At 72.3% G+C, this 20308-nt stretch carries 22 protein-coding genes; 7 read left to right on the top strand and 15 right to left on the bottom strand.

Features of this window, described 5'->3' with window-relative positions:
• Positions 1-167: 167 nt before the first annotated feature.
• Complete coding sequence (locus ACL02O_RS12775; RefSeq protein ID WP_412818248.1) at positions 168-608, bottom strand: hypothetical protein; 441 nt, start codon at positions 606-608, stop codon at positions 168-170.
• Positions 609-642: 34 nt separating this feature from the next.
• Complete coding sequence (locus tag ACL02O_RS12780; protein ID WP_412818249.1) at positions 643-984, bottom strand: hypothetical protein; 342 nt, start codon at positions 982-984, stop codon at positions 643-645.
• Positions 985-1248: 264 nt separating this feature from the next.
• On the opposite strand from ACL02O_RS12780, the gene ACL02O_RS12785 reads away from it, so the two are divergent.
• The 3 genes from ACL02O_RS12785 to otsB all read left to right on the top strand — a co-directional run bounded on the left by ACL02O_RS12785 (position 1249) and on the right by otsB (position 3101).
• Positions 1249-1689, top strand: a complete 441-nt coding sequence (locus ACL02O_RS12785) for a helix-turn-helix domain-containing protein (RefSeq protein WP_412818250.1) — start codon at positions 1249-1251, stop codon at positions 1687-1689.
• A 163-nt stretch (positions 1690-1852) separates the two neighbouring features.
• Entirely contained in the window at positions 1853-2206 is a 354-nt protein-coding gene (locus ACL02O_RS12790; protein ID WP_412818251.1) for a hypothetical protein, read from the top strand.
• A 70-nt stretch (positions 2207-2276) separates the two neighbouring features.
• Positions 2277-3101 carry a trehalose-phosphatase gene (gene otsB, locus ACL02O_RS12795; protein WP_412818252.1) on the top strand — a complete coding sequence of 275 codons (825 nt, stop codon included), beginning with the start codon at positions 2277-2279 and terminating at the stop codon, positions 3099-3101.
• A gap of 29 nt (positions 3102-3130) precedes the next feature.
• Here otsB and ACL02O_RS12800 read toward each other — a convergent pair whose 3' ends face one another.
• Genes ACL02O_RS12800 through ACL02O_RS12815 form a run of 4 tightly spaced genes read right to left on the bottom strand, consistent with a single transcriptional unit; the run spans position 3131 to position 7819 of the window.
• On the bottom strand, positions 3131-3901 hold the full coding sequence (locus ACL02O_RS12800) for an isoprenyl transferase (protein ID WP_412818253.1): 771 nt from the start codon (positions 3899-3901) through the stop codon (positions 3131-3133).
• Between the two features lie 31 nt (positions 3902-3932).
• Positions 3933-5072, bottom strand: a complete 1140-nt coding sequence (locus tag ACL02O_RS12805) for a geranylgeranyl reductase family protein (protein WP_412818254.1) — start codon at positions 5070-5072, stop codon at positions 3933-3935.
• Positions 5054-5938 carry a hypothetical protein gene (locus ACL02O_RS12810; RefSeq protein WP_412818255.1) on the bottom strand — a complete coding sequence of 295 codons (885 nt, stop codon included), beginning with the start codon at positions 5936-5938 and terminating at the stop codon, positions 5054-5056. Before ACL02O_RS12810 ends, ACL02O_RS12805 begins: the two co-directional genes overlap by 19 nt.
• Before the next feature lie 39 nt (positions 5939-5977).
• A complete protein-coding gene (locus ACL02O_RS12815; protein ID WP_412818256.1) occupies positions 5978-7819 on the bottom strand; it encodes a phosphoenolpyruvate carboxykinase (GTP) in 1842 nt (613 codons plus the stop codon).
• 479 nt (positions 7820-8298) lie between these two features.
• Between ACL02O_RS12815 and ACL02O_RS12820 the strand changes: the two genes are divergently transcribed.
• On the top strand, positions 8299-8835 hold the full coding sequence (locus tag ACL02O_RS12820; protein ID WP_412818310.1) for a GtrA family protein: 537 nt from the start codon (positions 8299-8301) through the stop codon (positions 8833-8835).
• A gap of 63 nt (positions 8836-8898) precedes the next feature.
• Positions 8899-9609, top strand: coding sequence for a GtrA family protein (locus tag ACL02O_RS12825; protein ID WP_412818257.1), 711 nt, complete (start codon positions 8899-8901; stop codon positions 9607-9609).
• Positions 9610-9709: 100 nt separating this feature from the next.
• Here ACL02O_RS12825 and ACL02O_RS12830 read toward each other — a convergent pair whose 3' ends face one another.
• The gene (locus ACL02O_RS12830; RefSeq protein WP_412818258.1) at positions 9710-10285 is read right to left on the bottom strand and encodes a PH domain-containing protein; all 576 of its coding nucleotides are present in this window, start codon (positions 10283-10285) and stop codon (positions 9710-9712) included.
• Positions 10286-10364: 79 nt separating this feature from the next.
• Positions 10365-11240, bottom strand: coding sequence for a biotin--[acetyl-CoA-carboxylase] ligase (locus tag ACL02O_RS12835; RefSeq protein WP_412818259.1), 876 nt, complete (start codon positions 11238-11240; stop codon positions 10365-10367).
• Positions 11241-11345: 105 nt separating this feature from the next.
• On the opposite strand from ACL02O_RS12835, the gene ACL02O_RS12840 reads away from it, so the two are divergent.
• Positions 11346-12929, top strand: coding sequence for an acyl-CoA carboxylase subunit beta (locus ACL02O_RS12840; protein ID WP_412818260.1), 1584 nt, complete (start codon positions 11346-11348; stop codon positions 12927-12929).
• A 47-nt stretch (positions 12930-12976) separates the two neighbouring features.
• Here the strand turns inward: ACL02O_RS12840 and ACL02O_RS12845 are convergent, their stop codons facing one another.
• The 5 genes from ACL02O_RS12845 to ACL02O_RS12865 form a co-directional block, all read right to left on the bottom strand.
• The gene (locus ACL02O_RS12845) at positions 12977-13894 is read right to left on the bottom strand and encodes a hypothetical protein (RefSeq protein WP_412818261.1); all 918 of its coding nucleotides are present in this window, start codon (positions 13892-13894) and stop codon (positions 12977-12979) included.
• The gene (locus tag ACL02O_RS12850; protein WP_412818262.1) at positions 13887-14387 is read right to left on the bottom strand and encodes a SigE family RNA polymerase sigma factor; all 501 of its coding nucleotides are present in this window, start codon (positions 14385-14387) and stop codon (positions 13887-13889) included. Before ACL02O_RS12850 ends, ACL02O_RS12845 begins: the two co-directional genes overlap by 8 nt.
• A gap of 63 nt (positions 14388-14450) precedes the next feature.
• Positions 14451-15434, bottom strand: a complete 984-nt coding sequence (locus ACL02O_RS12855) for a ketopantoate reductase family protein (protein ID WP_412818263.1) — start codon at positions 15432-15434, stop codon at positions 14451-14453.
• A 25-nt stretch (positions 15435-15459) separates the two neighbouring features.
• Positions 15460-16062: a class I SAM-dependent methyltransferase gene (locus ACL02O_RS12860; protein WP_412818264.1), complete on the bottom strand. Its 603-nt coding sequence runs from the start codon at positions 16060-16062 to the stop codon at positions 15460-15462.
• Positions 16063-16122: 60 nt separating this feature from the next.
• Positions 16123-16866 (bottom strand): M50 family metallopeptidase, encoded by a 744-nt coding sequence (locus ACL02O_RS12865; RefSeq protein WP_412818265.1) that lies wholly within the window; start codon positions 16864-16866, stop codon positions 16123-16125.
• A gap of 313 nt (positions 16867-17179) precedes the next feature.
• Between ACL02O_RS12865 and ACL02O_RS12870 the strand changes: the two genes are divergently transcribed.
• Positions 17180-17932: a GH25 family lysozyme gene (locus tag ACL02O_RS12870; protein ID WP_412818266.1), complete on the top strand. Its 753-nt coding sequence runs from the start codon at positions 17180-17182 to the stop codon at positions 17930-17932.
• Between the two features lie 71 nt (positions 17933-18003).
• Here ACL02O_RS12870 and ACL02O_RS12875 read toward each other — a convergent pair whose 3' ends face one another.
• Both ACL02O_RS12875 and ACL02O_RS12880 read right to left on the bottom strand, forming a co-directional pair.
• Positions 18004-18234: a hypothetical protein gene (locus ACL02O_RS12875; protein ID WP_412818267.1), complete on the bottom strand. Its 231-nt coding sequence runs from the start codon at positions 18232-18234 to the stop codon at positions 18004-18006.
• 89 nt (positions 18235-18323) lie between these two features.
• Positions 18324-20285 (bottom strand): serine/threonine-protein kinase, encoded by a 1962-nt coding sequence (locus ACL02O_RS12880; protein WP_412818268.1) that lies wholly within the window; start codon positions 20283-20285, stop codon positions 18324-18326.
• Between the last annotated feature and the right edge of the window lie 23 nt (positions 20286-20308).

A 20308-nucleotide genomic window follows, 5' to 3' on the forward strand; every position in this document is an offset into this window, starting at 1 on the left:
TGGTCGAAGTGGCTCGCACCCGGCCGGGAGGTGAACGGCGCGGCGAAGCCGGCCGGGATGCATGCCCCCTGCGCGCATCCCGGCCGGCGGGAGCCACCGTCACCGGTCTGACGTGACTCCGACGGTGCGGGTCCGCCGCGGACGCCGCACCGTGTCCAGGTGGGTTGTCAGCCCTGCCGCCGCACCAACGTCCCGGTCTGCGGACCGCCGGCCGACGGGGTGGCGGTGCCGAACGAGGACCCGGTGTAGGTGGTGCCCGTCCGGATGGCCAGCCCGCCGTGCCGCGCGGTCGCGCTGGCCCGCGGGGACGGGCCGGGCGCCGGCCGGGCGGTGACCGCAGCGGGGACCGCCGTACCGGCGAAGGGCGCCGTGGTACGGGTCGCCGGGCTGCTCACCGTCGCTGCGGCGGGACGAACCAGCCCCGAGGCGATCGCGGCCTGCGCGTCACGCCGCCGCCGGTTCCAGGCCCCCCGATCACCGTCGAAGTACCCCTGCCGGTAGCCGAACCGGTAGCCGATCCGGTAGCTGAGCTGCCCGTGCAGCCGACCCGCGGCATAGCAGGTCGAGCCGAGCACGAGCACGAGCACGACGGCGAGGAACGGGCTCATCCGGCCACCCCCGTCGACATGGTGGCCCGCCGGCTCATCGCTCCTCCGGCTCGGCCAGGGGATCGACCACCAGCAGCCGCTCCAGGTCGTCGGTGCTGACCTCCTCGACCAGCTCCACACTGATCCGGCAGCCGTCCAGCATCACCTCGGCGACCGAGGCCCGCCGGATATCGCCGCCGGCGTCGTAGACCCGGACGCTCAGCTCCGGGCAGTTGAGGTGGGTACGCCAGGCGTTCCACTCCGCCCGGTCGCCGACGCTCAGCGACAGGTACCGGCAGCCCCGGGCGAGGTAGAGACGCCACGGGGCGCTGAGTCCTGCGGCCACCCCGTCCGCGATCAGGCCGAATGCCTGGGCACGGGTCGCGAGCTCGGTCACGAGACCCCCTCGGCACCCGCGGAGTGACGCATGTGAGCACTGATCGTCTCATGCACGTGACACACCGTAAGTTGTCTCATGAGCGTGACAGTATCAGCTTTTCGTTTGTTTACCGCCATCCTGGCGTCCATCTATTCTGCCCGGGTGGCACCCCTCAGAAGCAGCGGAGAATCGTTTACCGGAAATCCGGGCCCAGCGTCACGTCAGCGTGACAACAGCGTGCCGGGCCGCCCCGGCGCGGAAGAGTGGTCGTACCGTCACGGGGTGACCGAGACGGCCAACGCACGGAAGATCGCCTTCGCCACCTTCGTCCGGCGCGCCCTGGACGAGGCGCGCGCCATGCGGGCCTGGAGCGGCACCGAGGTCTCCCGGCGCACCGGCGTCTCCCGGCAGACCGTCAACCGTTGGGTACGCGGCGACTGGGCGAGCGATCCCGAGGTCGAACGCGTGGTCGCGTTCTGCGAGGGACTCGGCCTCAACCCGGCGGCGGCGTTCGCCGCGCTGGGCTGGGACCGGGCCACCGCGCCGCGCACCGCCCCCACCCCGCCCCCGATGGACCCGGACGTCGAGGCGCTGCTGCGCCGGCTGGTGGACCCGAACGTTTCCGACGCGGAGAAGTTCCACATCCGGGAAACGATCCGGTATCTCGCCTATCGACCGACCCTTCCGGTTGATGTCCGAAATAGAGGTAAACAAGTCGGGTAGTTCCTCAGATGGCGAAAGAACGGAGGGGCAGACCCGATCGTTTCGCCTCGGGGCCGGATCGGACACGCTAGCGTCCACGTTTGTACTGCTAAGGGCTCGTCATCGGCGGGGGGACGGGACACAGCCGAACTCAGCCCTGCGGGACAGAAGGAGGGGTCTGTCCATGACCCTGAAATGGTGGGCGGTCGTGGTCGCGGTGGTGTCGGTGACATCGTGCGTGACCGGCAACGTGGTGGTCGGCGTGATGAACGGCGGGCAGCTTCCCGTGGTCGCCAATCTCTTCGCCCTCACCACCGCCGGCACCGCGGTGGTTCTCGCCGTCGTCGCCGAGCTGCACGACCGGCTCAACGACCGGGTCAGCGCGCTCACGGAATTCCTGGTGGCGCGGCTCAACGAGATCGAGGCGCAGACCGGCGACCGGAACACCGGCTTCGTGGAGGGCTACCTGCTCAGCCACGGCCAGGATGCGGCCGTGGTGCCGTTCGGGCGTCGGGGACGGGGAGCCGCCGAACGCTGACCCACGCTCTTTGCACGACGTCACATCTCGGCCACGAATACGCCGCCGGGACCGGGGTACGCTGTCGCGCGTGCCGCCGTTGAATCTGGGCAACCAGCAGCCGAAGACCCCGTTGGACGCCGAGCATGCATGGCGTGCCACCGCAACCCGCGCCGCCGACGTGGTGCTCTTCTTCGACTTCGACGGCACGCTCGCGCCGGTCGACGACGACCCCACCGCCGTCCAGCTCGCCCCGAAGGTGCTGGCCGCGCTGGAGGCGCTCGCCCCGCGCGTACGCCGGATCGCCATCGTCTCGGCCCGCCCGGTGGAGTTCCTCCGCGACCACCTCGGCGGCCTCGCCGGGATCGACCTGTACGGGCTCTACGGCCTGGAGCACAGCCACTCCGGCGGCGGGACCGTCACCGAGCCGGCCGCCCTGCCCTGGGTACCCACCATGGCCGAGCTTGCCGAGCAGGCCCGGGCCGAGCTGCCGCCCGGGGCGCTGGTCGAGTTCAAGCGGCTCTCCGTCGCCCTGCACTGGCGGACCGCCCCGCAGCTCGGCGACCTGGTGCAGGAGTGGGGCCGGGCCCAGGCCGACCGGCTGGGCCTGCGCTGCCAGGCCGGGCGGATGGTGCTGGAGCTGAAGCCTCCGGTCGACCGGGACAAGGGCATGGTCATCGGCGAGGTGGTCCGGGATGCCGGCGGCGCCTGGTACTTCGGTGATGACGTCTCCGACATCAAGGCCTTCGCGGCGCTGCGCGCCCGGGCCGCCGCCGATCCGGACTTCTTCGGCGTCTGCGTCGCCGTCGCCAACCCGGAGACCGGGCACGAGGTCGCCGACGCCGCCGACCTCACCCTCGACTCGCCCGCCGCCCTCGCCGCCTTCCTCACCGACGCCCTGCCCCATTTGAGCTGACCCCACGGGTCGGCACGGGAGGCGAGGGATCAGACGCCGTAGCGGCGCTGGCGGGTGGCGTAGGAGCGCAGGGCGCGGAGGAAGTCGACCCGGCGGAAGTCGGGCCAGTTGAGTTCGCAGAAGTAGAACTCGGAATGGGCGCTCTGCCAGAGCATGAAGCCGGAGAGGCGCTGCTCGCCACTGGTCCGGATGATCAGGTCCGGGTCGGGCAGACCCTTGGTGTAGAGGTGCTCGGAGATGTGGTCGACGTCGATCGAGTTGGCCAGCTCCTCGATGGTGCCACCGGCCGCGGCGTGCTCCAGCAGCAGCGAGCGCACCGCGTCCGCGATCTCGCGCCGGCCGCCGTACCCGACGGCGATGTTGACCTGCGCGCCGCCGCTACGGGCGCGGGTGCGTTCCTCGGCCGCCTTGAGGGCGGCGGCGTGCTGCGCGGGCAGCACGTCGAGCGCGCCGACCATCCGCAGTCGCCAGGGGTTGCCCTCCTCGGCGAGCTCGGTGGTGAGGTCCTCGATGATCTGGAGCAGCGGATCCAGCTCGGCGGCCGGCCGGGAGAGGTTGTCGGTGGAGAGCAGCCAGAGCGTCACGTGCCCGACGCCGGCGGCGTCGCACCAGCGCAGCAGCTCCTTGATCCGCTCGGCGCCCATCCGATGGCCGTCGTTCGGGTCGACGAAGCCCATCTCCCGGGCCCATCTGCGGTTGCCGTCGCACATCACGCCGACGTGCCGGGGCACCGGCCTGCCCGCGAGCTTCGCCGTCAGCCGGCGCTCGTACACGGAGTAGAGGAGTTTCCGCAGAGTCATCACCTTGCAGAGTAGCGACCCGGGCTGAAGATCAGTGCCGCGGTGGCCGATCGCGCACCGCGAGTCCCGCTCCGATCCTGGCGAGAGTGCGTGCGTCGAGACGTCCGTCACCCAGTCCCAGCTCCACCACGGTCCGGTAGACCCGGTCGTCCCGATCGGCCGCCCGGACCGCCCCGTCCACCACCCGCCGCCGCCGGGCCAGCCAGGCCGCGACCGAGCTGTGCCGCAGGTGCGTGCCGAGCCGGCCGCGCAGGCCGTCGGCGTACCGGCGGGCGGCCCGGTCCGGCGCGCCCGCGGCCGCGGCGCCGGCCAGCGCGCCGGACCGCAGCGCGTAGAAGATCCCCTCACCGGTGAACGGGTTGATCAACGAGAGCGCGTCGCCGGCCAGCACCACCCGGCCCCGGCCCGGGGCCGGCCGGTGCGTGGAGAGCGGCAGGTGGTGGGCCCGCAGGTCGGTCACCGTGGCCGGGTCGACGCCGGGGAGCAGGGCGGCCAGCCGGTCCAGCAGGTGGGCACGGGTCAACGGTTCGCCGCGCAGCACCTCCCCGTACCCGACGTTCGCCCGGCCGTCGCCGATCGGAAAGGACCAGGCGTACGCCGGCCAGCGCGGCGACGAGGTCACGATGAGCTGCTCGGGCGGCCCGGGGAGGGCCGGGGCGTAGCCCCGGATGGCGAGCGCGAGGTGGCGGTCCGGGTTCACCGGGTGGCCGAGCGCCCGGCGCAGCACCGAGCCGGCCCCGTCCGCCCCGACGACCGCCCGGGCGGCCAGCTCCTCGTCGAGCACCACCCGGTCGGCGCGCAGCTCCACCCGGCGTACGGTGTGCCGCCGCAGCTCCGCGCCGGCCGCGACCGCCGCCGCCACGAGCCGGGCGTCGAACACCCGACGGGGCACCGTGTACGCGGGCCGGGGCAGCGCCCGGGCCACCGAGCCGCCGCCGGGGCCGACGAGGCGCAGCCCGGGCAGCGGGGCGTATCCGTCGACCGCCCCGGTCACCCCCAGCTCGGCGAGGACATCGAGGGCGTGCGCCGCGATCCCGTCACCGCACGCCTTGTCGCGGGGGAAGTCGTACCGGTCCACCAGCAGCACCCGGGCCCCGCCGCGCCGCGCGGCCAACGCCGCCGCGGCCCCGGCCGGCCCGGCCCCGACCACGATCACGTCCCACTCACCCACCCCCTCATCCTCCCCCTCTCCCACCCGTCGGTGGGGCTGGCGCGGTGGAGGGAGAAGAGGGCGAGCAGGGCGGCGGCCAGGAGGGGGCCGCCGTCGCGGATCAGGCCGTCGACGCCGAGGAGCCACCAGCAGAGCGGAAGGTCGACGGCGAGGGTGCCGAGGGTGATGACGACCAGCAGCCGGCGGGCCCAGTGGCGGCCCTGCATCAGGAACGCGGTGCAGAACAGGACCAGCCAGCTGACGGCGATGCCGGCGGCGAACCAGAACAGCACCGCCGGCAGGGCGCCGAGCCGGCCGTCCAGCACGGAGCCGACCGCGATCAGAGCCGGGACCAGCATCAGCGGGCTGTAGGTGAACGCGGCGACCCGGGCGGTGAGCAGCCAGCCGGTCACCGGGCGCTTCGGCGTCACCTCCCGCCAGGAGATCACGCCACCTTCGACGACCAGGCCCTTGCGCTGCCGGACCAGGTGCCCACCGACCGCGTCCGAGCGGTAGAGCAACACCACCACAGCCACGCAGAGCGCGGTGAGCAGCGCGAACCCGAGCAGTCCGGGCAGCGGCGGCACCCCCGCCCGGGGTACCACCAGCCGGCCGATCGCGAAGACCGTGGTGACCGCGAGGATCAACCCGAACGGCTTCGCCACGGCACGGCCACGGTTGACGTGCCCGACCAGCACCAGGAAGCCCAGCGAGCGGAGCATCGCCCAGCCGGTGCGTACCGCGAGCCCGAACTCCTGGGCCGGGGCGTACCAGTAGTTGAGCAGCTCGACCACGACGGTCGCCGCCGCCGTGACGGCGAGCAGGGTGGTGAGCGCCCGGACGGCGGACGGCCGCCGTACCTCGACGGGTTCGGCGGCCGTCCTCATGGGATCCGGTGTTGCCCGGTACGGGCAACCGTCACACCTCTACTTCTGCGGCTCCGCGTCGAGCCGGGCGCGCAGCGCGTCCAGCTCGGCCCAGAGGACGCCGGGGAGCTTGTCCCCGAACTTCTCGAACCACTCGGTGACCAGCGGCAGCTCGTTGCGCCACTCCTCCGGGTCGACCTTGAGCGCGATCCGGACGTCCTCCGGGGTCATGTCCAGGCCCTCGACGTCCAGCGCGTCCTGGGCCGGCACCATGCCGATCGGGGTCTCGACGGCCTCGGCCCGACCCTCGATCCGCTCGATGACCCACTTCAGCACGCGCGAGTTCTCGCCGAAGCCCGGCCAGAGGAAGTTGCCCTCGGCGTCCTTGCGGAACCAGTTGACGTAGTAGATCTTGGGCAGCTTGGCCTCGTCGCCGTCCGCGCCCTTGCCCATCTCGATCCAGTGCCGGAAGTAGTCACCGCCGTGGTAGCCGATGAACGGCAGCATGGCCATCGGGTCGCGGCGGACCACACCGACCGCGCCGGACGCGGCGGCGGTGGTCTCCGACGACAGGGTCGCGCCCATGTAGACGCCGTGCACCCAGTCGCGGGCCTCGGTCACCAGCGGGATGGTGTCCCGGCGACGGCCGCCGAACAGGATCGCGTCGATCGGTACGCCGTTCGGGTCGTAGTAGTCGTCGGCCAGGATCGGGCACTGGGTGATCGGGGTGCAGAACCGGCTGTTCGCGTGCGAGGAGAGGTTCTCGCTCTCCGGCGTCCAGTCGTTGCCCTTCCAGTCGATCAGGTGCGCCGGCGGCTCACCCATGCCCTCCCACCAGATGTCGCCGTCGTCGGTGAGGGCCACGTTGGTGAAGATGGAGTTGCCGCGGTCCAGCGTCCGCATGGCGTTGGCGTTGGTCTTCCAGTCGGTGCCCGGGGCGACGCCGAACAGGCCGTACTCCGGGTTGACCGCGTAGAGCCGGCCGTCCGGGCCGAAGCGCATCCAGGCGATGTCGTCGCCGATGGTCTCGACCTTCCAGCCCGGGATGGTCGGCTCCAGCATGGCGAGGTTGGTCTTGCCGCAGGCGGACGGGAAGGCGCCGGCGACGTGGTAGACCTTGCCCTCGGGCGAGGTGATCTTGAGGATCAGCATGTGCTCGGCGAGCCAGCCCTCGTCCCGACCCATGACGCTGGCGATCCGCAGCGAGTAGCACTTCTTGCCCAGCAGCGAGTTGCCGCCGTAGCCCGAGCCGTACGACCAGATCTCCCGCGTCTCGGGGAAGTGCGAGATGTACTTGGTCTCGTTGCAGGGCCACGCCACGTCCTGCTGGCCCGGGGCGAGCGGGGCGCCGATCGAGTGCAGCGCGTGCACGAAGTCGATGTCGTCGCCCATCGCCTCCAGGACCTTCGACCCCATCCGGGTCATGATCCGCATCGAGGCGACCACGTACGGGCTGTCGGTGATCTCGACGCCGAACATCGGGTTCTCCGCCTCGACCGGGCCCATGCAGAACGGGATGACATACATGGTGCGCCCACGCATGCTGCCGCGGTACAGCTCGGTCATCGTCCGCTTCATCTCGGCCGGCGCCATCCAGTTGTTGGTGGGGCCGGCGTCCGCCTCGTCGACGGAGCAGATGAAGGTGCGCTCCTCGACCCGGGCGACGTCCGTCGGGTCGGTCCGCGCGTAGAACGAGTTGGGCTTCTTCTCGGGGTTCAGCCGGATCAGGGTGCCGCTCTCGACGAGCTCGTCGGTGAGGCGGCGCCACTCCTCATCGGACCCGTCCACCCAGACCACCCGGTCGGGGGTGGTCAGTTCCGCGACCTCACGTACCCAGGCGAGCAGTTTGGGGTGGGACGTCGGGGCCTGATCGATACCCCGAACAGTAGCCGGAGCAACCATGTCACATCTCCTTGTGGTCGACGCTGACCGATGTATGGGATGCACGAGTTCTGGCGAGCGAGTACGTCGCCTTCGTGGAAACCTGGGATTGGGCTCAGCGTAAACCGGGCTGCCTCGCGAGTCAGTGGGACTGGTTGTGAAGAACTGCACAAGGTGCGGCCACGCTGCGGCATCGCGATCTGATACCCGCTTTCGCGCGCAGTTTCACGCAAATCTTGCGGAGAACCTTCGACGAGTCCCGTCGGCGACGACCGCCCACGGGTGCACGATGCGCGGAAGCGAACGCCGGTACCACGAACGACGATTCTGTGATCCCGTCCACAATTCCACGACAGTCGGTTACGCTCCGCTCACCGAGATCGGAAACGGAGGTCGACCACCGGAGGGGGCCGGGGTTGCCGGGCCCGCGCGGTCCCACTCCTTGCTTGTCACCGCTCCCAGGTAGCCGGAACCGGTACTCTCGGCGAGTGGCCGCCACCATGACCCGGGACGCGAAGGGGTCGACGAACACCCGCCCGGGTCCGCTCGGAGGGCTCGTCGACCGCTTCGGGCACCTGATCCACGAGCTGAGCAAGTTCGCCACGGTGGGCGGGTTCGCGTTCCTCGTCGACCTGGTGCTCTTCAACTACCTGGCCAGCGGCCGGCACGTGCCACCGGTGGCGGCGAAGACCATCTCCACGGTCGTCGCGGCGACCCTGGCCTTCCTGGGCAACCGGTTCTGGACCTGGCGGCACCGCCAGCGCTCCCACCCCGCCCGGGAGTACGCGCTCTTCTTCTTCTTCAACGGCGTGGGCCTGGGGATCGCGGTCGCCTGCCTCGCGATCAGCCGCTACGGGCTGGGCGCTGTCTGGCCGGAGGTGTTCCAGACCCCGCTGGCCGACAACGTCGCCAGCTTCGTCGTCGGCACCGGCCTCGGGACGTTGTTCCGATTCTGGTCGTACCGGCGGTTCGTTTTCGTGGAGGCGGGAACTCCCTCCGTTCAGGGAACGAGCCACGACCGAGAGACCGGGGCGTGACCTACCGCCCACCCCGTCCCGCCGGGCCGAGTCGGCCCTGCCCACTGCCCTAAGGTGTTCCGCATGCCTCTTGTCCGTCTACTGCCCGAGCGCTGGCAGAAGTTCGTCCATGAGGCGCTCAAATTCGGCGTCGTCGGCGGCATCAACACCGTCATCAATTACGCGGTGTTCAACGCGCTGGCGCTCACGGCTTTCCGCGACGGCCAGCTCAAGGCGACGGTGATCGCGACCATCGTGGCGACGATCACGTCGTACCTGATGAATCGCCACTGGACGTACCGGGATCGACCCAGTTCGGCACTCAAGCGCGAATATGCCCTGTTTTTCCTGTTCAACGCGACCGGCCTGCTCATCGAACTCGGCGTCCTGGCGGCGGCGAAGTACGGCCTGGGCGTGACGAGCCTGCTGACGCTGAACTTCGCGAAGACCGGCGGCGTCCTGCTGGCCACCCTGTTCCGGTTCTGGTCGTACCGGACCTTCGTCTTCCAGCCGGTCCCGCAGCACGCCGAGGAGAACTGGCACGCCATTCCCCGGGACGAATGGGACAACGTGGCCGAGCTGGACCCAGTGGCCGAGCTGGCCGAGTCGGTCAGCGAGCTGGAGGAGACCGAGCCCCTGCACGGCGAGTGGGCCGGGCAGGCGGCGGACCGGCAGGCCGACTACGCCCCGCCGCAGGGTCGCCCCACGCCGGCGGACGCCGGCCTCGCCAGCAGCCTGGAAGCCGAACTGGCCGCCGAACTCCAGCCCACCCCGCGCCGCTTCCCTCGCCGCTGACCGCACCACGCCCTCGGGCCCGTAGGCGGGTCGAGCGGGGAGTGGGTCGGAACCGGCTCAACGGCCCGCCGCACCCTCCCCGCTCAACCGGGGCCCGGGGTCAGTTGTTGGGCTGGTCGCGGAGCGACTTGCCCTCGGTCATGTCGGCCAGGATCTCGCGCATCTCGTCGTCGCCCAGGCTGTGCTTGTCGTGGTGCGCCTCGACCAGCTCATAGAGCTTCGTCTGCACCTTGTCGACGTGCGGCACGTCGCTGAGCACCGACTGGCCGCGCTCACCCGCCGACTCGATGGTCAGGGTGCCGCAGCCGAGCAGCCGCTCGACGAACTTCTGGTGCATGGAGTGGTCGTTGATCCGGGTCAGCGGCAGGTCCCGGCGGTTGCGGGAGAAGACGCCCTCCTGGAGCAGCACCCGCTCGTTGGTGAAGAGGTAGTGGGTGGTGCGCCAGATCAGGAACGGCCACAGGCCCAGCCAGAGCACCAGCGCCAGGCCGAGCGCGGCGATCACGTAGAGCGCGATGGTGCCGCCGCCGCCTTCGGGCAGCAGGACCCAGCCCGCGACCACCGCCGCGACGGCGAGCACCAGCACCAGGATCGGCCGGATCAGGGCCTTCCAGTGCGGATGCAGGTGCAGCACGACGTGCTCGTCTTCGGTGAGCACGTCTTCGGGGAACGCCACGGGAACCTCCTCGCAGAACAGGACGCGCTGACCGTAACCGGTCGGCGCACCTCTGCGGGATCGGCCGCGCGGAGGGTGCTCAACGGACGTGCAGCACGTCTCCGGCCGCGAGGCGCAGCGGGCCGTCCGCCGCGTCGACCAGGAGTTGGCCGTCGGCGTCCACCCCGGTGGCGGTGCCCCGCACCTCCCGGCCGTCGGGTAGCAGCACCCGAACCTGGCGACCCACGGTCGCGCAGGCCGCCAAGTACGCGTCCCGCAGGCCGCTGGCCACCGCGTCGCCGCCGGCCGAGCGCCACCGGTCGTACCAGTCGGCGAGGGCCCGCAGCAGGGCGCGCAGCAGCGGGTCCCGGTCGGTGGCGGTGGCCCCGGCGAGCTGGAGCGAGGTGGCCGGCAGCCCGGTCGGGTTCTCCGGCAGCTCGTCCGCGCGGAGGGTGACGTTGAGACCGATGCCGACCACGATCGCCGGTGGTTGGGCCGGCCCGTCGGCCGGCACCGCCTCGGCCAGCACCCCGGCACACTTGGCCCCGTCGACCAGCAGGTCGTTGGGCCACTTGAGGCCGGCGTCCAGCTCGGCCAGCCGCGCCACCGCCTCGACCAGGGCGACCCCGGCGAGCAGCGGCAGCCACCCGTACCCCGCGGGCGGCACGGGCGACCAGCCGCGCTCCGCGACGGCCTCCCCGGGCCGGAGCAGGACGCTGGCCGCGATGCCGGCCCGGGGCGGCGACTGCCAGACCCGGCCGCGGCGGCCCCGCCCGGCGGTCTGCCGCTCGGCGACCACGACGAGGCCCTCCGGCTCGCCGGTCCGCGCGGCCTCGGCCACGTCCGCGTTGGTGGAGCCGGTCTCGGCGCGCAGCTCCAGCCGGCGCCACGGGCCGTGCGGGGCGACCAGCGCGCGCCGCAGCCGGGCCGCCGACAGCGGCGGGCGGTCGAGATCGGTGTACGGCGAGCCGGGCATCCCGTCAGCCTACGGCCCGCCACCGCGCCGTCCGCCGGGAAGCCGGTGAGCCGGTGAGGCGCACTGCACAGCCGCGCCGACCTGAACCATCGTTATATTCCCTGGGTGACTACCGAGACCGGGATCAACATCCACACGACCGCCGGCAAGCTGGCGGACCTGGACCGGCGGCTCGACGAGGCGGTGCACGCCGGGTCGGCGCGGGCGGTCGAGAAGCAGCACGCGCGGGGCAAGAAGACCGCCCGGGAGCGGATCGAGATGCTCCTCGACGAGGGCTCGTTCGTCGAGATGGACGAGTTCGCCCGGCACCGCTCCACCAACTTCGGGCTGGAGAGGAGCCGGCCGTACGGCGACGGCGTGATCACCGGCTACGGCACCATCGACGGCCGGCAGGTGTGCGTCTTCGCGCAGGACTTCACCGTCTTCGGCGGCTCGCTCGGCGAGGTCTTCGGCGAGAAGATCGTCAAGGTGATGGACCTGGCCATGAAGATCGGCTGCCCGGTCATCGGCATCAACGACTCCGGCGGGGCGCGGATCCAGGAGGGCGTCGCCTCACTCGGCCTCTACGGCGAGATCTTCTTCCGCAACGTCCGGGCCAGCGGCGTCATCCCGCAGATCTCGCTGATCATGGGCCCGTGCGCGGGTGGCGCGGTCTACTCCCCGGCGGTCACCGACTTCACCGTGATGGTCGACCAGACCTCCCACATGTTCATCACCGGCCCCGACGTGATCAAGACGGTCACCGGCGAGGACGTCGGCATGGAGGAGCTGGGCGGCGCGCGGACCCACAACGCGCGTAGCGGCAACGCGCACTACCTCGGCACCGACGAGGAGGACGCGGTCGAGTACGTCAAGGCGCTGCTGTCGTACCTGCCGTCGAACAACCTGGACGAGCCGGTCGTCTACGACGCCCCGGCGATCCTCGACATCACCGACGAGGACCGGGAGCTGGACACCCTGATCCCGGACTCGGCGAACCAGCCGTACGACATGCACCGGGTCATCGAGCACGTCCTCGACGACGGCGAGTTCCTCGAGGTCCAGCCGCTGTACGCGCAGAACATCGTGGTCGGCTTCGGCCGGGTCGAGGGGCGTCCGGTGGGCGTGGTCGCCAACCAGCCGATGCAGTTCGCCGGCACCCTGGACATCGCCGCCTCGGAGAAGGCCGCCCGGTTCGTGCGGACCTGCGACGCCTTCAACGTCCCGGTGCTGACCTTCGTGGACGTGCCCGGCTTCCTGCCCGGCACCGGCCAGGAGTGGGACGGCATCATCCGCCGCGGCGCCAAGCTCATCTACGCGTACGCCGAGGCCACCGTCCCGAAGGTCACCGTGATCACCCGCAAGGCGTACGGCGGCGCGTACGACGTGATGGGCTCCAAGCACCTCGGCGCCGACCTGAACTTCGCCTGGCCGACCGCGCAGATCGCGGTGATGGGCGCGCAGGGCGCGGTGAACATCCTCTACCGCTCCGAGCTGGCCGCCGCGGACGACCCGGCCGCGGTCCGGGCCGAGAAGATCGCCGAGTACGAGGACACCCTCGCCAACCCGTACATCGCCGCCGAGCGCGGGTACGTCGACGGGGTGATCCCGCCGCACGAGACCCGCACCCAGATCGTCCGGGCGCTGCGGGTGCTGCGCACCAAGCGCGAGACCCTGCCCCCGAAGAAGCACGGCAACATCCCGCTGTAACGGTCGCTTGCGGGGCCCCGCCAGACGTCCGGCGGGGCCCCGACGCGTCAGCAGCCCGGTTCGGCCGCCCCGCACAGCCGCCGGGCGGCCCGGCTGCCGAGGGCCTCGAGCTGGGGATAGCTCAGCCCCGGGCCGGAGCCGTCGACCCGATCGGCGATCGTCCCCGGGCCGGGCACGATCACGGTCACCAGGTCGCCGACCCGGATCACCAGCGTCACCTCGACGGATGCCGCCGGGCCGAGCGCCTTCCCACCGATCCGTTCGCGGGACTGGCCGGTGACGTGCCGCAACATCATCGACTGGTCGCCGGCGAAACCGGACACGGGCGGTTCCCAGCGGTGCACGGTTTCCGCCGGCACGGTGCGCCCTGCCTGGGACACGAGCGAGCTGGTCCGCCACTGCGGGCAGGCCTGGAGCATCCGGTCGATGTCACCGAAGAGGCTCAGCCCCCACGGGGGGTCGACCCGGTACACGTCCTGGCTGAGCACCGGGGCGGCGCCGCGCGCCCCGCCGGTCGCTCGCAGCAGCGTCCGGGAACGGGAGTAGCGGGAGCGGATCGGTTCCAGCCCGACTCCGTGCTCGCGTGCGCAGGCCTCCAACTGCCTGTCGACCCGTACCGGCTCGTCCAAGCCGGTGTCGCCCAGCCGTACCGCCGTGGCGACGGTGAGGTCACGCGGCTCCAGCAGTACCGCTTCCGGTATCTCGGCTCGACCGGACGGTGCCGGCGCGGTCGGTGGGGCCGGCGTGCTCGGCGGCACCGCCAGCGTGGCCGTGGGACCGGAGGCGCGGCCGGCCGTCACCATCCCAACGGCCGAGGCGACGAGGAGCACGGCCAGTGCCGCCGACACCGCCGTACGCCGACTGCGGCGCCGGGCGCGGGCGCGGATCTCGGTCGGTTCGGGCCAGCGGACGTTGCGCAGGTCCCGCCGCACCAGTTCCACAAACGTCAGGTCGTCGTCAGGCATCGGCGGCCTCCTCCAGATCCACGACCGCGAGCAGTCCGGCGAGCGCGGCCCGGCCCCGGGAGAGCCGTGCCTTGACCGTGCCGACCGGGGCTTCCGTCTGCCGGGCGACCTCGGCGACCGGCATACCGAGCAGGTAGTAGAGCGCGATGGCGGTGCGCTGCTCCTCGGGCAGCCGGCGCAGGGCCGCCACCACCTCGACGGTGTCGGTGCCGGGGGCGGGGATGCTCTCCTCCGCCCCGTGCCGCAGGTACGCGCGGGCCCGGCTGCGGAGGCTGCGCCACCGGCTCACCGCGATCCGGCTGGCCACCACCCGCACCCAGGCCTCCGGGTCGTCGTACCCGCCCACCGTCGACCAGCGCTGCCAGGCCCGGATGTACGCCTCCTGCACGGCGTCCTGGGCCTCCGCCAGGTTGCCGGTGAGCACGTAGACGACGCCGAGCAACCGTTGCCGGCTGCCCCGGTAGAACTCGTCGAACCCGTCGACGTCCGGCACGCTGTTTCCTCCCCCGTGTCGGTCGCAGGGGACACGCCTGGCGCGCGGGGTCCGGTTGCCCGGTCAGCCGACCATTTTCTCCAGCTCGGCGAGGGGGAAGCCGCCGGCCGGGATCCGCTCACGCACCGCGCGCCGGACGGCGGCCTGGACGGCGGCGTTGGCCGGGGTGGGTACGCCGTGCAGCCGGCCGAGCAGCACGATCTCGCCGTTGAGGTGGTCGGCCTCGGCGGAGCCCGCGCCCCGGGCCAGGCTCTGCCAGGTGGAGCCGCCGGCCCGCTCCTCCCCGTCGACCGGCCGGTGCCGGACCCGGTCGCCCCGCTCGGCGGCCTCCTCGTCGCGGGTGGTGTGCGGGATGCCGGCGGCGGCGAGGGCGGCCTCGCCCTCGGCGCGTACCCGGGTGGCGAGCGACTCGGGGATGTCCCGGCCGAGCAGCGCCTGGAGGCCGTTGCCGAGGTTGCCGAGCAGCTTGCCGTACTTCCAGCGCATCACGTCGTCGCGGACCGGGGCGACGAACCCGGCGGCGGTCAGGTCGGCGGCGACCACCCGGCTGGTGTGGTCCGATCCGGACGGGTAGCGGCCGAGGTGCAGCATCCCCGGGTGCGGGTACCCGTTGGCGACCACCACGCCCGGTTCCAGGTGGGTGGCGGGCAGCCAGACGCAGACCGGGTGCACCCGGGCGAAGAGCCGCAACGCGGCCCGCTCGTTGGCGACGCCGTTCTGGGCGAGCACGATCGGCAGCCGCTCACCCGCCGCGCCGCCGCCCTCGACCGGAGTGTCCACCCAGGCCCGCAGCGCGGCCCCGGTGTCCTGCGACTTGACCGTCAGCACCAGCACGGTGTCGGCGGGCAGCGGCCGTTCGTCGGGCCCGGCCACCGCGGGCGGCCGGCTGGTCACGGTGCCGTCGGGCGTCCGCAGGGTCAGGCCCCGCTCCTGCAAGGCGGCCAGGTGCGCGCCGCGGGCCACCAGCGTCACGTCCCGGCCGGCCTCCGCCAGCCGTACGCCGATGGTGCCGCCGACCGCGCCCGCTCCGATGATCACGTACCGCATCTGTCCGATTCTGCCCCGCCCCGGGTCAGGCCGCCTCGGCGAGGTGGCAGAGCCAGCGCTGCCCGATGTCCGAGACGTCGGTGAGCAGCCGCAGCGGCGCGAACCCGGCCGCCCGGAGCAGTCCCTCGACCTCGTCGGGGCGATACCAGGCGAAGAACCGGTCCGCGTCCTCGCCCGGCCAGCGTGCCCAGCTCTCCCCCTCGCCCTCCTTGACGCTGAGCAGCAGCGGGCCGCCCGGCCGTAGCACCCGCCGGAAGCCGGCCAGCGCCGCCGGCGCGACGGCCTTCGGCAGGTGCAGCAGGGCGGCCGAGCACCAGACTCCGCCGACCGCGCCGGTGCACAGCGGCAGCCGCAGCAGGTCGCCCTGCACCAGCGGCGCCCCCACCCGGCCGGCCTCGCGCAGCATCGCCGCGGACAGGTCGAGACCGACCGGTGTCGCGCCCCGCTCGACCCAGAAGGCGAGGTCCCGGCCGGGCCCGCAGCCCAGGTCGAGCAGCGGCCCGTCGAGCCGGTCCTGGAACTCGCCGGCCAGCGCCCGGTACGTGGCGGGCATTGCCGGGTTACGCGCCGCGAAGTCCGCCGCGATCCGGTCGTACGCGGCCCGGTTCCGGGTGGTCACCTCGTCCATGCCGGGGCAGCCTAGCCGGGCCGCGCCTTCCGGGCGGCCCGGCTAACCTGCCGGTGGCCGTCAGACGGTGAGGCCGGCGTCGGTGAGGATCGGGCCGGCGAGCAGCAGCGCGCCGGCGGCGAGCGCGGCCAGGCTGACCAGCATGAAGACGCCCACCCAGAACAGCGGCGGGAACGGGGTGAGCCGGGCGAGCTGGTCGGCGTCGGACTCCGGCATTCGGCCGCGGCTGCGCATCCGCTGCAGCTCCACCACCGGGCGCACCCCGCCGAACAGCAGGAACCACACCGACGTCCAGGCAAAGGCGGCCTGCACCTGCGGGGACGCGTACCAGGAGACGGCGAGCACCGCGCCGCCGGTGGCCAGCAGCGACAGCACGCCGAACACGTTGCGGATCATCACCAGCATGGCCAGCAGCAGCGCCACGGCCACCCAGAGCAGCAGGGTGATCCGGTTGCCGGCGAGCAGCCAGGCTCCGGCGAGCCCGATCAGCGCCGGGGCGACGTATCCGGCGAGCAGGGTGAGAATCATCCCCGGGCCGGTCGGCCGGCCGGCCGACAGGGTCAGCCCGGAGGTGTCCGAGTGCAACCGGATGCCGCGCAGCTTCCGGCCGGTGAGCAGGGCGACCAGCGCGTGGCCGCCCTCGTGGGCGATGGTCACCGCGTTGCGGGCGATCCGCCAGGGCAGGCGGGTGGCGACAACCGCAAGCGCGACGACGGCGGTGAGCAGGACCAGCAGCGGCGGCGGGTCCGGCTGCGCGCTCATCAGCTTGTCCCAGATGGTCGTCAGGCCGTCGATCAGGGGCATGGCCGGGGAGCCTACTCCGCTGTCGAGCGTCACTTCCGGTTCGGCGGCCCGTGTGGGGTGAAACTGAGCGGCACCGCCACCTGCGACCCCCCACCAACCTGGCGGTGGGACCCGCGACCGACTACTTCGCCACGGGCGAGAGCACCAACTGAGAGCTGGACCCGGCTACGCTCCGCTGACGCCCCGGAGCGGGCGTCGAGGTGACGTCGAGGCGATGACGTCCGTCGATGAAAATTTCTTTAAGACCCCTTGTGATCTTAGGTGGTTACCTCCAAGTATGGTCGTCAATAGATTGACGTCCATGGAGGCTTCAATGGTCCGCAGACTGTCCGTACGCCGGCTGCTCGCCGCCGGTCTCACCGTCGTCGCCACCGCGGCGGTGGCCCTCTTCGCCACCGCCGGACCGGCCGCGGCGGCCACCACCCCCGGCGTCGACGTGTCGCACTACCAGGGCACGATCAACTGGACCAGCGTGAAGAACGCCGGCATCCAGTTCGCCTACATCAAGGCCACCGAGGGCACCAGCTACAAGGACCCGGCCTTCAACACCAACTACGTCAACGCGTACTACGCGGGCGTGATCCGCGGGGCGTACCACTTCGCCCGGCCGAACATCTCCGGCGGCGCGACCCAGGCCGACTACCTGGCCAACAACGGTGGCGCCTGGTCCGCCGACAGCCGCACCCTGCCGGCCGCCCTCGACCTGGAGGCGAACCCGTACAGCGGCGGCTACTGCTACGGCAAGACCACCTCGGGCATGCGTACCTGGATCAGCGACTTCCTCAACCGCTACAAGGCCCGCACCACCCGGTACGCGGTCATCTACACCACCACCAGCTGGTGGAACCAGTGCACCGGCAACTGGACCGCCCCCTGGGCCAACCACCCGCTCTGGGTCGCCCGCTGGTCCAGCAGCGTGGGCACCCTGCCGGCCGGCGCCCCGGTCTGGAGCTTCTGGCAGTACACCGCGAGCGGCTCGGTCTCCGGGATCAGCGGCAGCGTCGACCGCGACTACTGGAACGGTGACCGCACCCGCCTGGTCGCCCTGGCCAACAACACCGCCTGACCCACCCGCGACAGCGGTCGGCGGCAGCGGGACCACCTGGTCCGGCTGCCGCCGTCGTCTGTGTCGCCTGGTCAGGCCCTGCGTCGCGTGGCGACCGGTACGGGCACCGCGCGCCGCCCGGCCAGGGTGGTCCGCCGGGCCAGCCGCCACGCCGCCACCCCCGCGACGACGAGGGCCACGACACCGAGCACCGCGACCGGCACGGAGAGGCCGACGCTCACCAGCAGCAGGACCACGTCGCCGAGCGCGACCAGCATCCACAGTGCCAGCCGGGGTCCGGTGTCCTTGTGTCGGTAGCCCATGTCGTACCTCCTTCCGTCGTCGCGGGTCTCAATACCCCGGAAAACGGAAGGCCATGCGAGTCAGTTTCGCGGCGGCGGGATTCCCCCGGTCAGTTCGACCGGTCCGGATGGAAGTGCTTGATGATGATGTCCCAGTTGGCCAGGTTGGCGTCCCAGTCCTTCGCCGGGACCTCCCAGCGCAGCGCGTAGCCCCGGTTGCTCGCGGTCGCCACGCCACGGTTCCGGACGTGAATCCGCGCACCGTCGCGGGTCTCCAGCCAGTCCCAGTCCGCACAGGTGCGGTACCAGTCGCAGCGCTCGATGCCGATGTACTCGTAGTCCTTGACGAAATCCTTGCGGTACGGCTCCTGCTCATGCCAGTCGGCGACCGCGTCCTTCTTGGGCGAGTTGGTCCACTGGATGAACAGCTCGCGCTTGCCGCCGCTGGTGTCGTAGATGGTCACCGAGTTGTTGCCGACGCGGGCCTTCATGCCAGGGGGAATGGGCACCTTGAAGCCGATGGGCCCGGTGTACATGGTCCAGCCGGCCGGCAGGGCGTTCGGGTCGGTGGACGCCGTCGCCGACGGTGTCGTCGGGCTGGGCGCGGCGCTGCTCGACGCTGCCAAGGTGGGCGCGGCACCGGTCGCGGACGGCGGCGCGGCCGACGTGGCGGCGGTCGGCTGCCCGCCGTCGCCCTTCTCGTCGTCGCCGCCGTTGAGCAGCGGCACCGCCACCGCGAGGCCGAGCAGCAGCAGCGCGACCAGCGCGCCGATCAGCAGGTTGCGGCGGCTGCGCTCCGGCTTCGTACCCGGGATGACGGCCGCCCGGCCGCCCGACGGCGCCGGGCTCACCGGCTCCGCCAGGAACGAGGTCGGGTTCTTCGGCGGGGACGGTGGCGCGGCCGGGACCGCCGGCGCGTCGTCGACCCGCGTCTCGTTCAGGGCCGGGGCCGCGTCGTCCCCCCGGGTGTCGTCGGCGGCGGGCAGCGGCGTGGCGTCGAGCTTCGCCGTCGGGTCGGCGGCCGGCGGGCTCACCTTCGCGGTCGGCGTCGCGTCGGCGGTGTCGGGCACCTTCGCCGTGGCGTCCGCGGCGGCAGCCGCGCCGGCGGCAGCCGCCGTACCCGGAGCGAAGGCCCGCGGGGTGGACCGGCCGTCGGCCGGCCGCGGCGCCGGCACCAGCGGTGGGCGTGGCTCACGCGGACCGTTCGGCCCCGGCCGGCGTACGCCGTCCAGCAGCGAGATGCTCTTCGCGCGCCGGCCGGCGGCCTTGCGCAGCAGGCGTTCCGCGACCTCGGCGGTGATCCGCTCCTCGGGGTCCTTGCGCAGCAGGCCCTGGAGGACCGGCTTGAGCGGCCCGGCGTTCTTCGGCGGCGGCATCGGTTCGGTGGCGAGCGCGGCAAGGGTGGCGATCGCCGACGGCCGGGCGTACGGCGACTTGCCCTCCACCGCCGCGTACAGCGTCGCGCCCAGCGACCACAGGTCCGCCTCCGGACCCGCCGTGCCGTCCCGCGCCCGCTCCGGCGCGATGTACGCGGGCGAGCCGAGCACCATGCCGGTGCGGGTGACGTTCGGGTCGCCCGGAATGGTGGCCAGGCCGAAGTCGGTGAGCACCACCCGGCCGTCGTTGCCGAGCAGCACGTTGCCCGGCTTCACGTCGCGGTGCATGATGCCGGCCTTGTGCGCGGCCTTCAGCGCGCCCAGCACCCCGAGGCCGATCTGGACGGCCTTCGCCGGCGACACCGGGCCGTCCTCGGAGATGGCGTCCTGCAACGACTTGGACGGCACGTACTCCATGACGATCCACGGGTCGCCGTCGGTACGCAGCACGTCGAAGATGCGGACCACGTTGATGTTGTTGAGGCGGGCGATCGCCCGCGCCTCGCGCAGCGAACGCTCGCGCATCTCGCGGCGCTCCTCCGGGGTGAGGCTGGGCGGCGGAACGAGTTCCTTGATCGCCACGTCCCGGTGCAGCACCTCGTCACGCGCTTTCCACACCCGACCCATGCCGCCCTGGCCGAGCGGCGACATGAGCCGGTACCGATCGGCGACAAGTTGGGGAAGCGCGTCAGACATCGCTGAGACGGTACCCGTCTACT

Source organism: Micromonospora mangrovicola (genome assembly GCF_047200535.1).
GTDB lineage: Bacteria > Actinomycetota > Actinomycetes > Mycobacteriales > Micromonosporaceae > Micromonospora.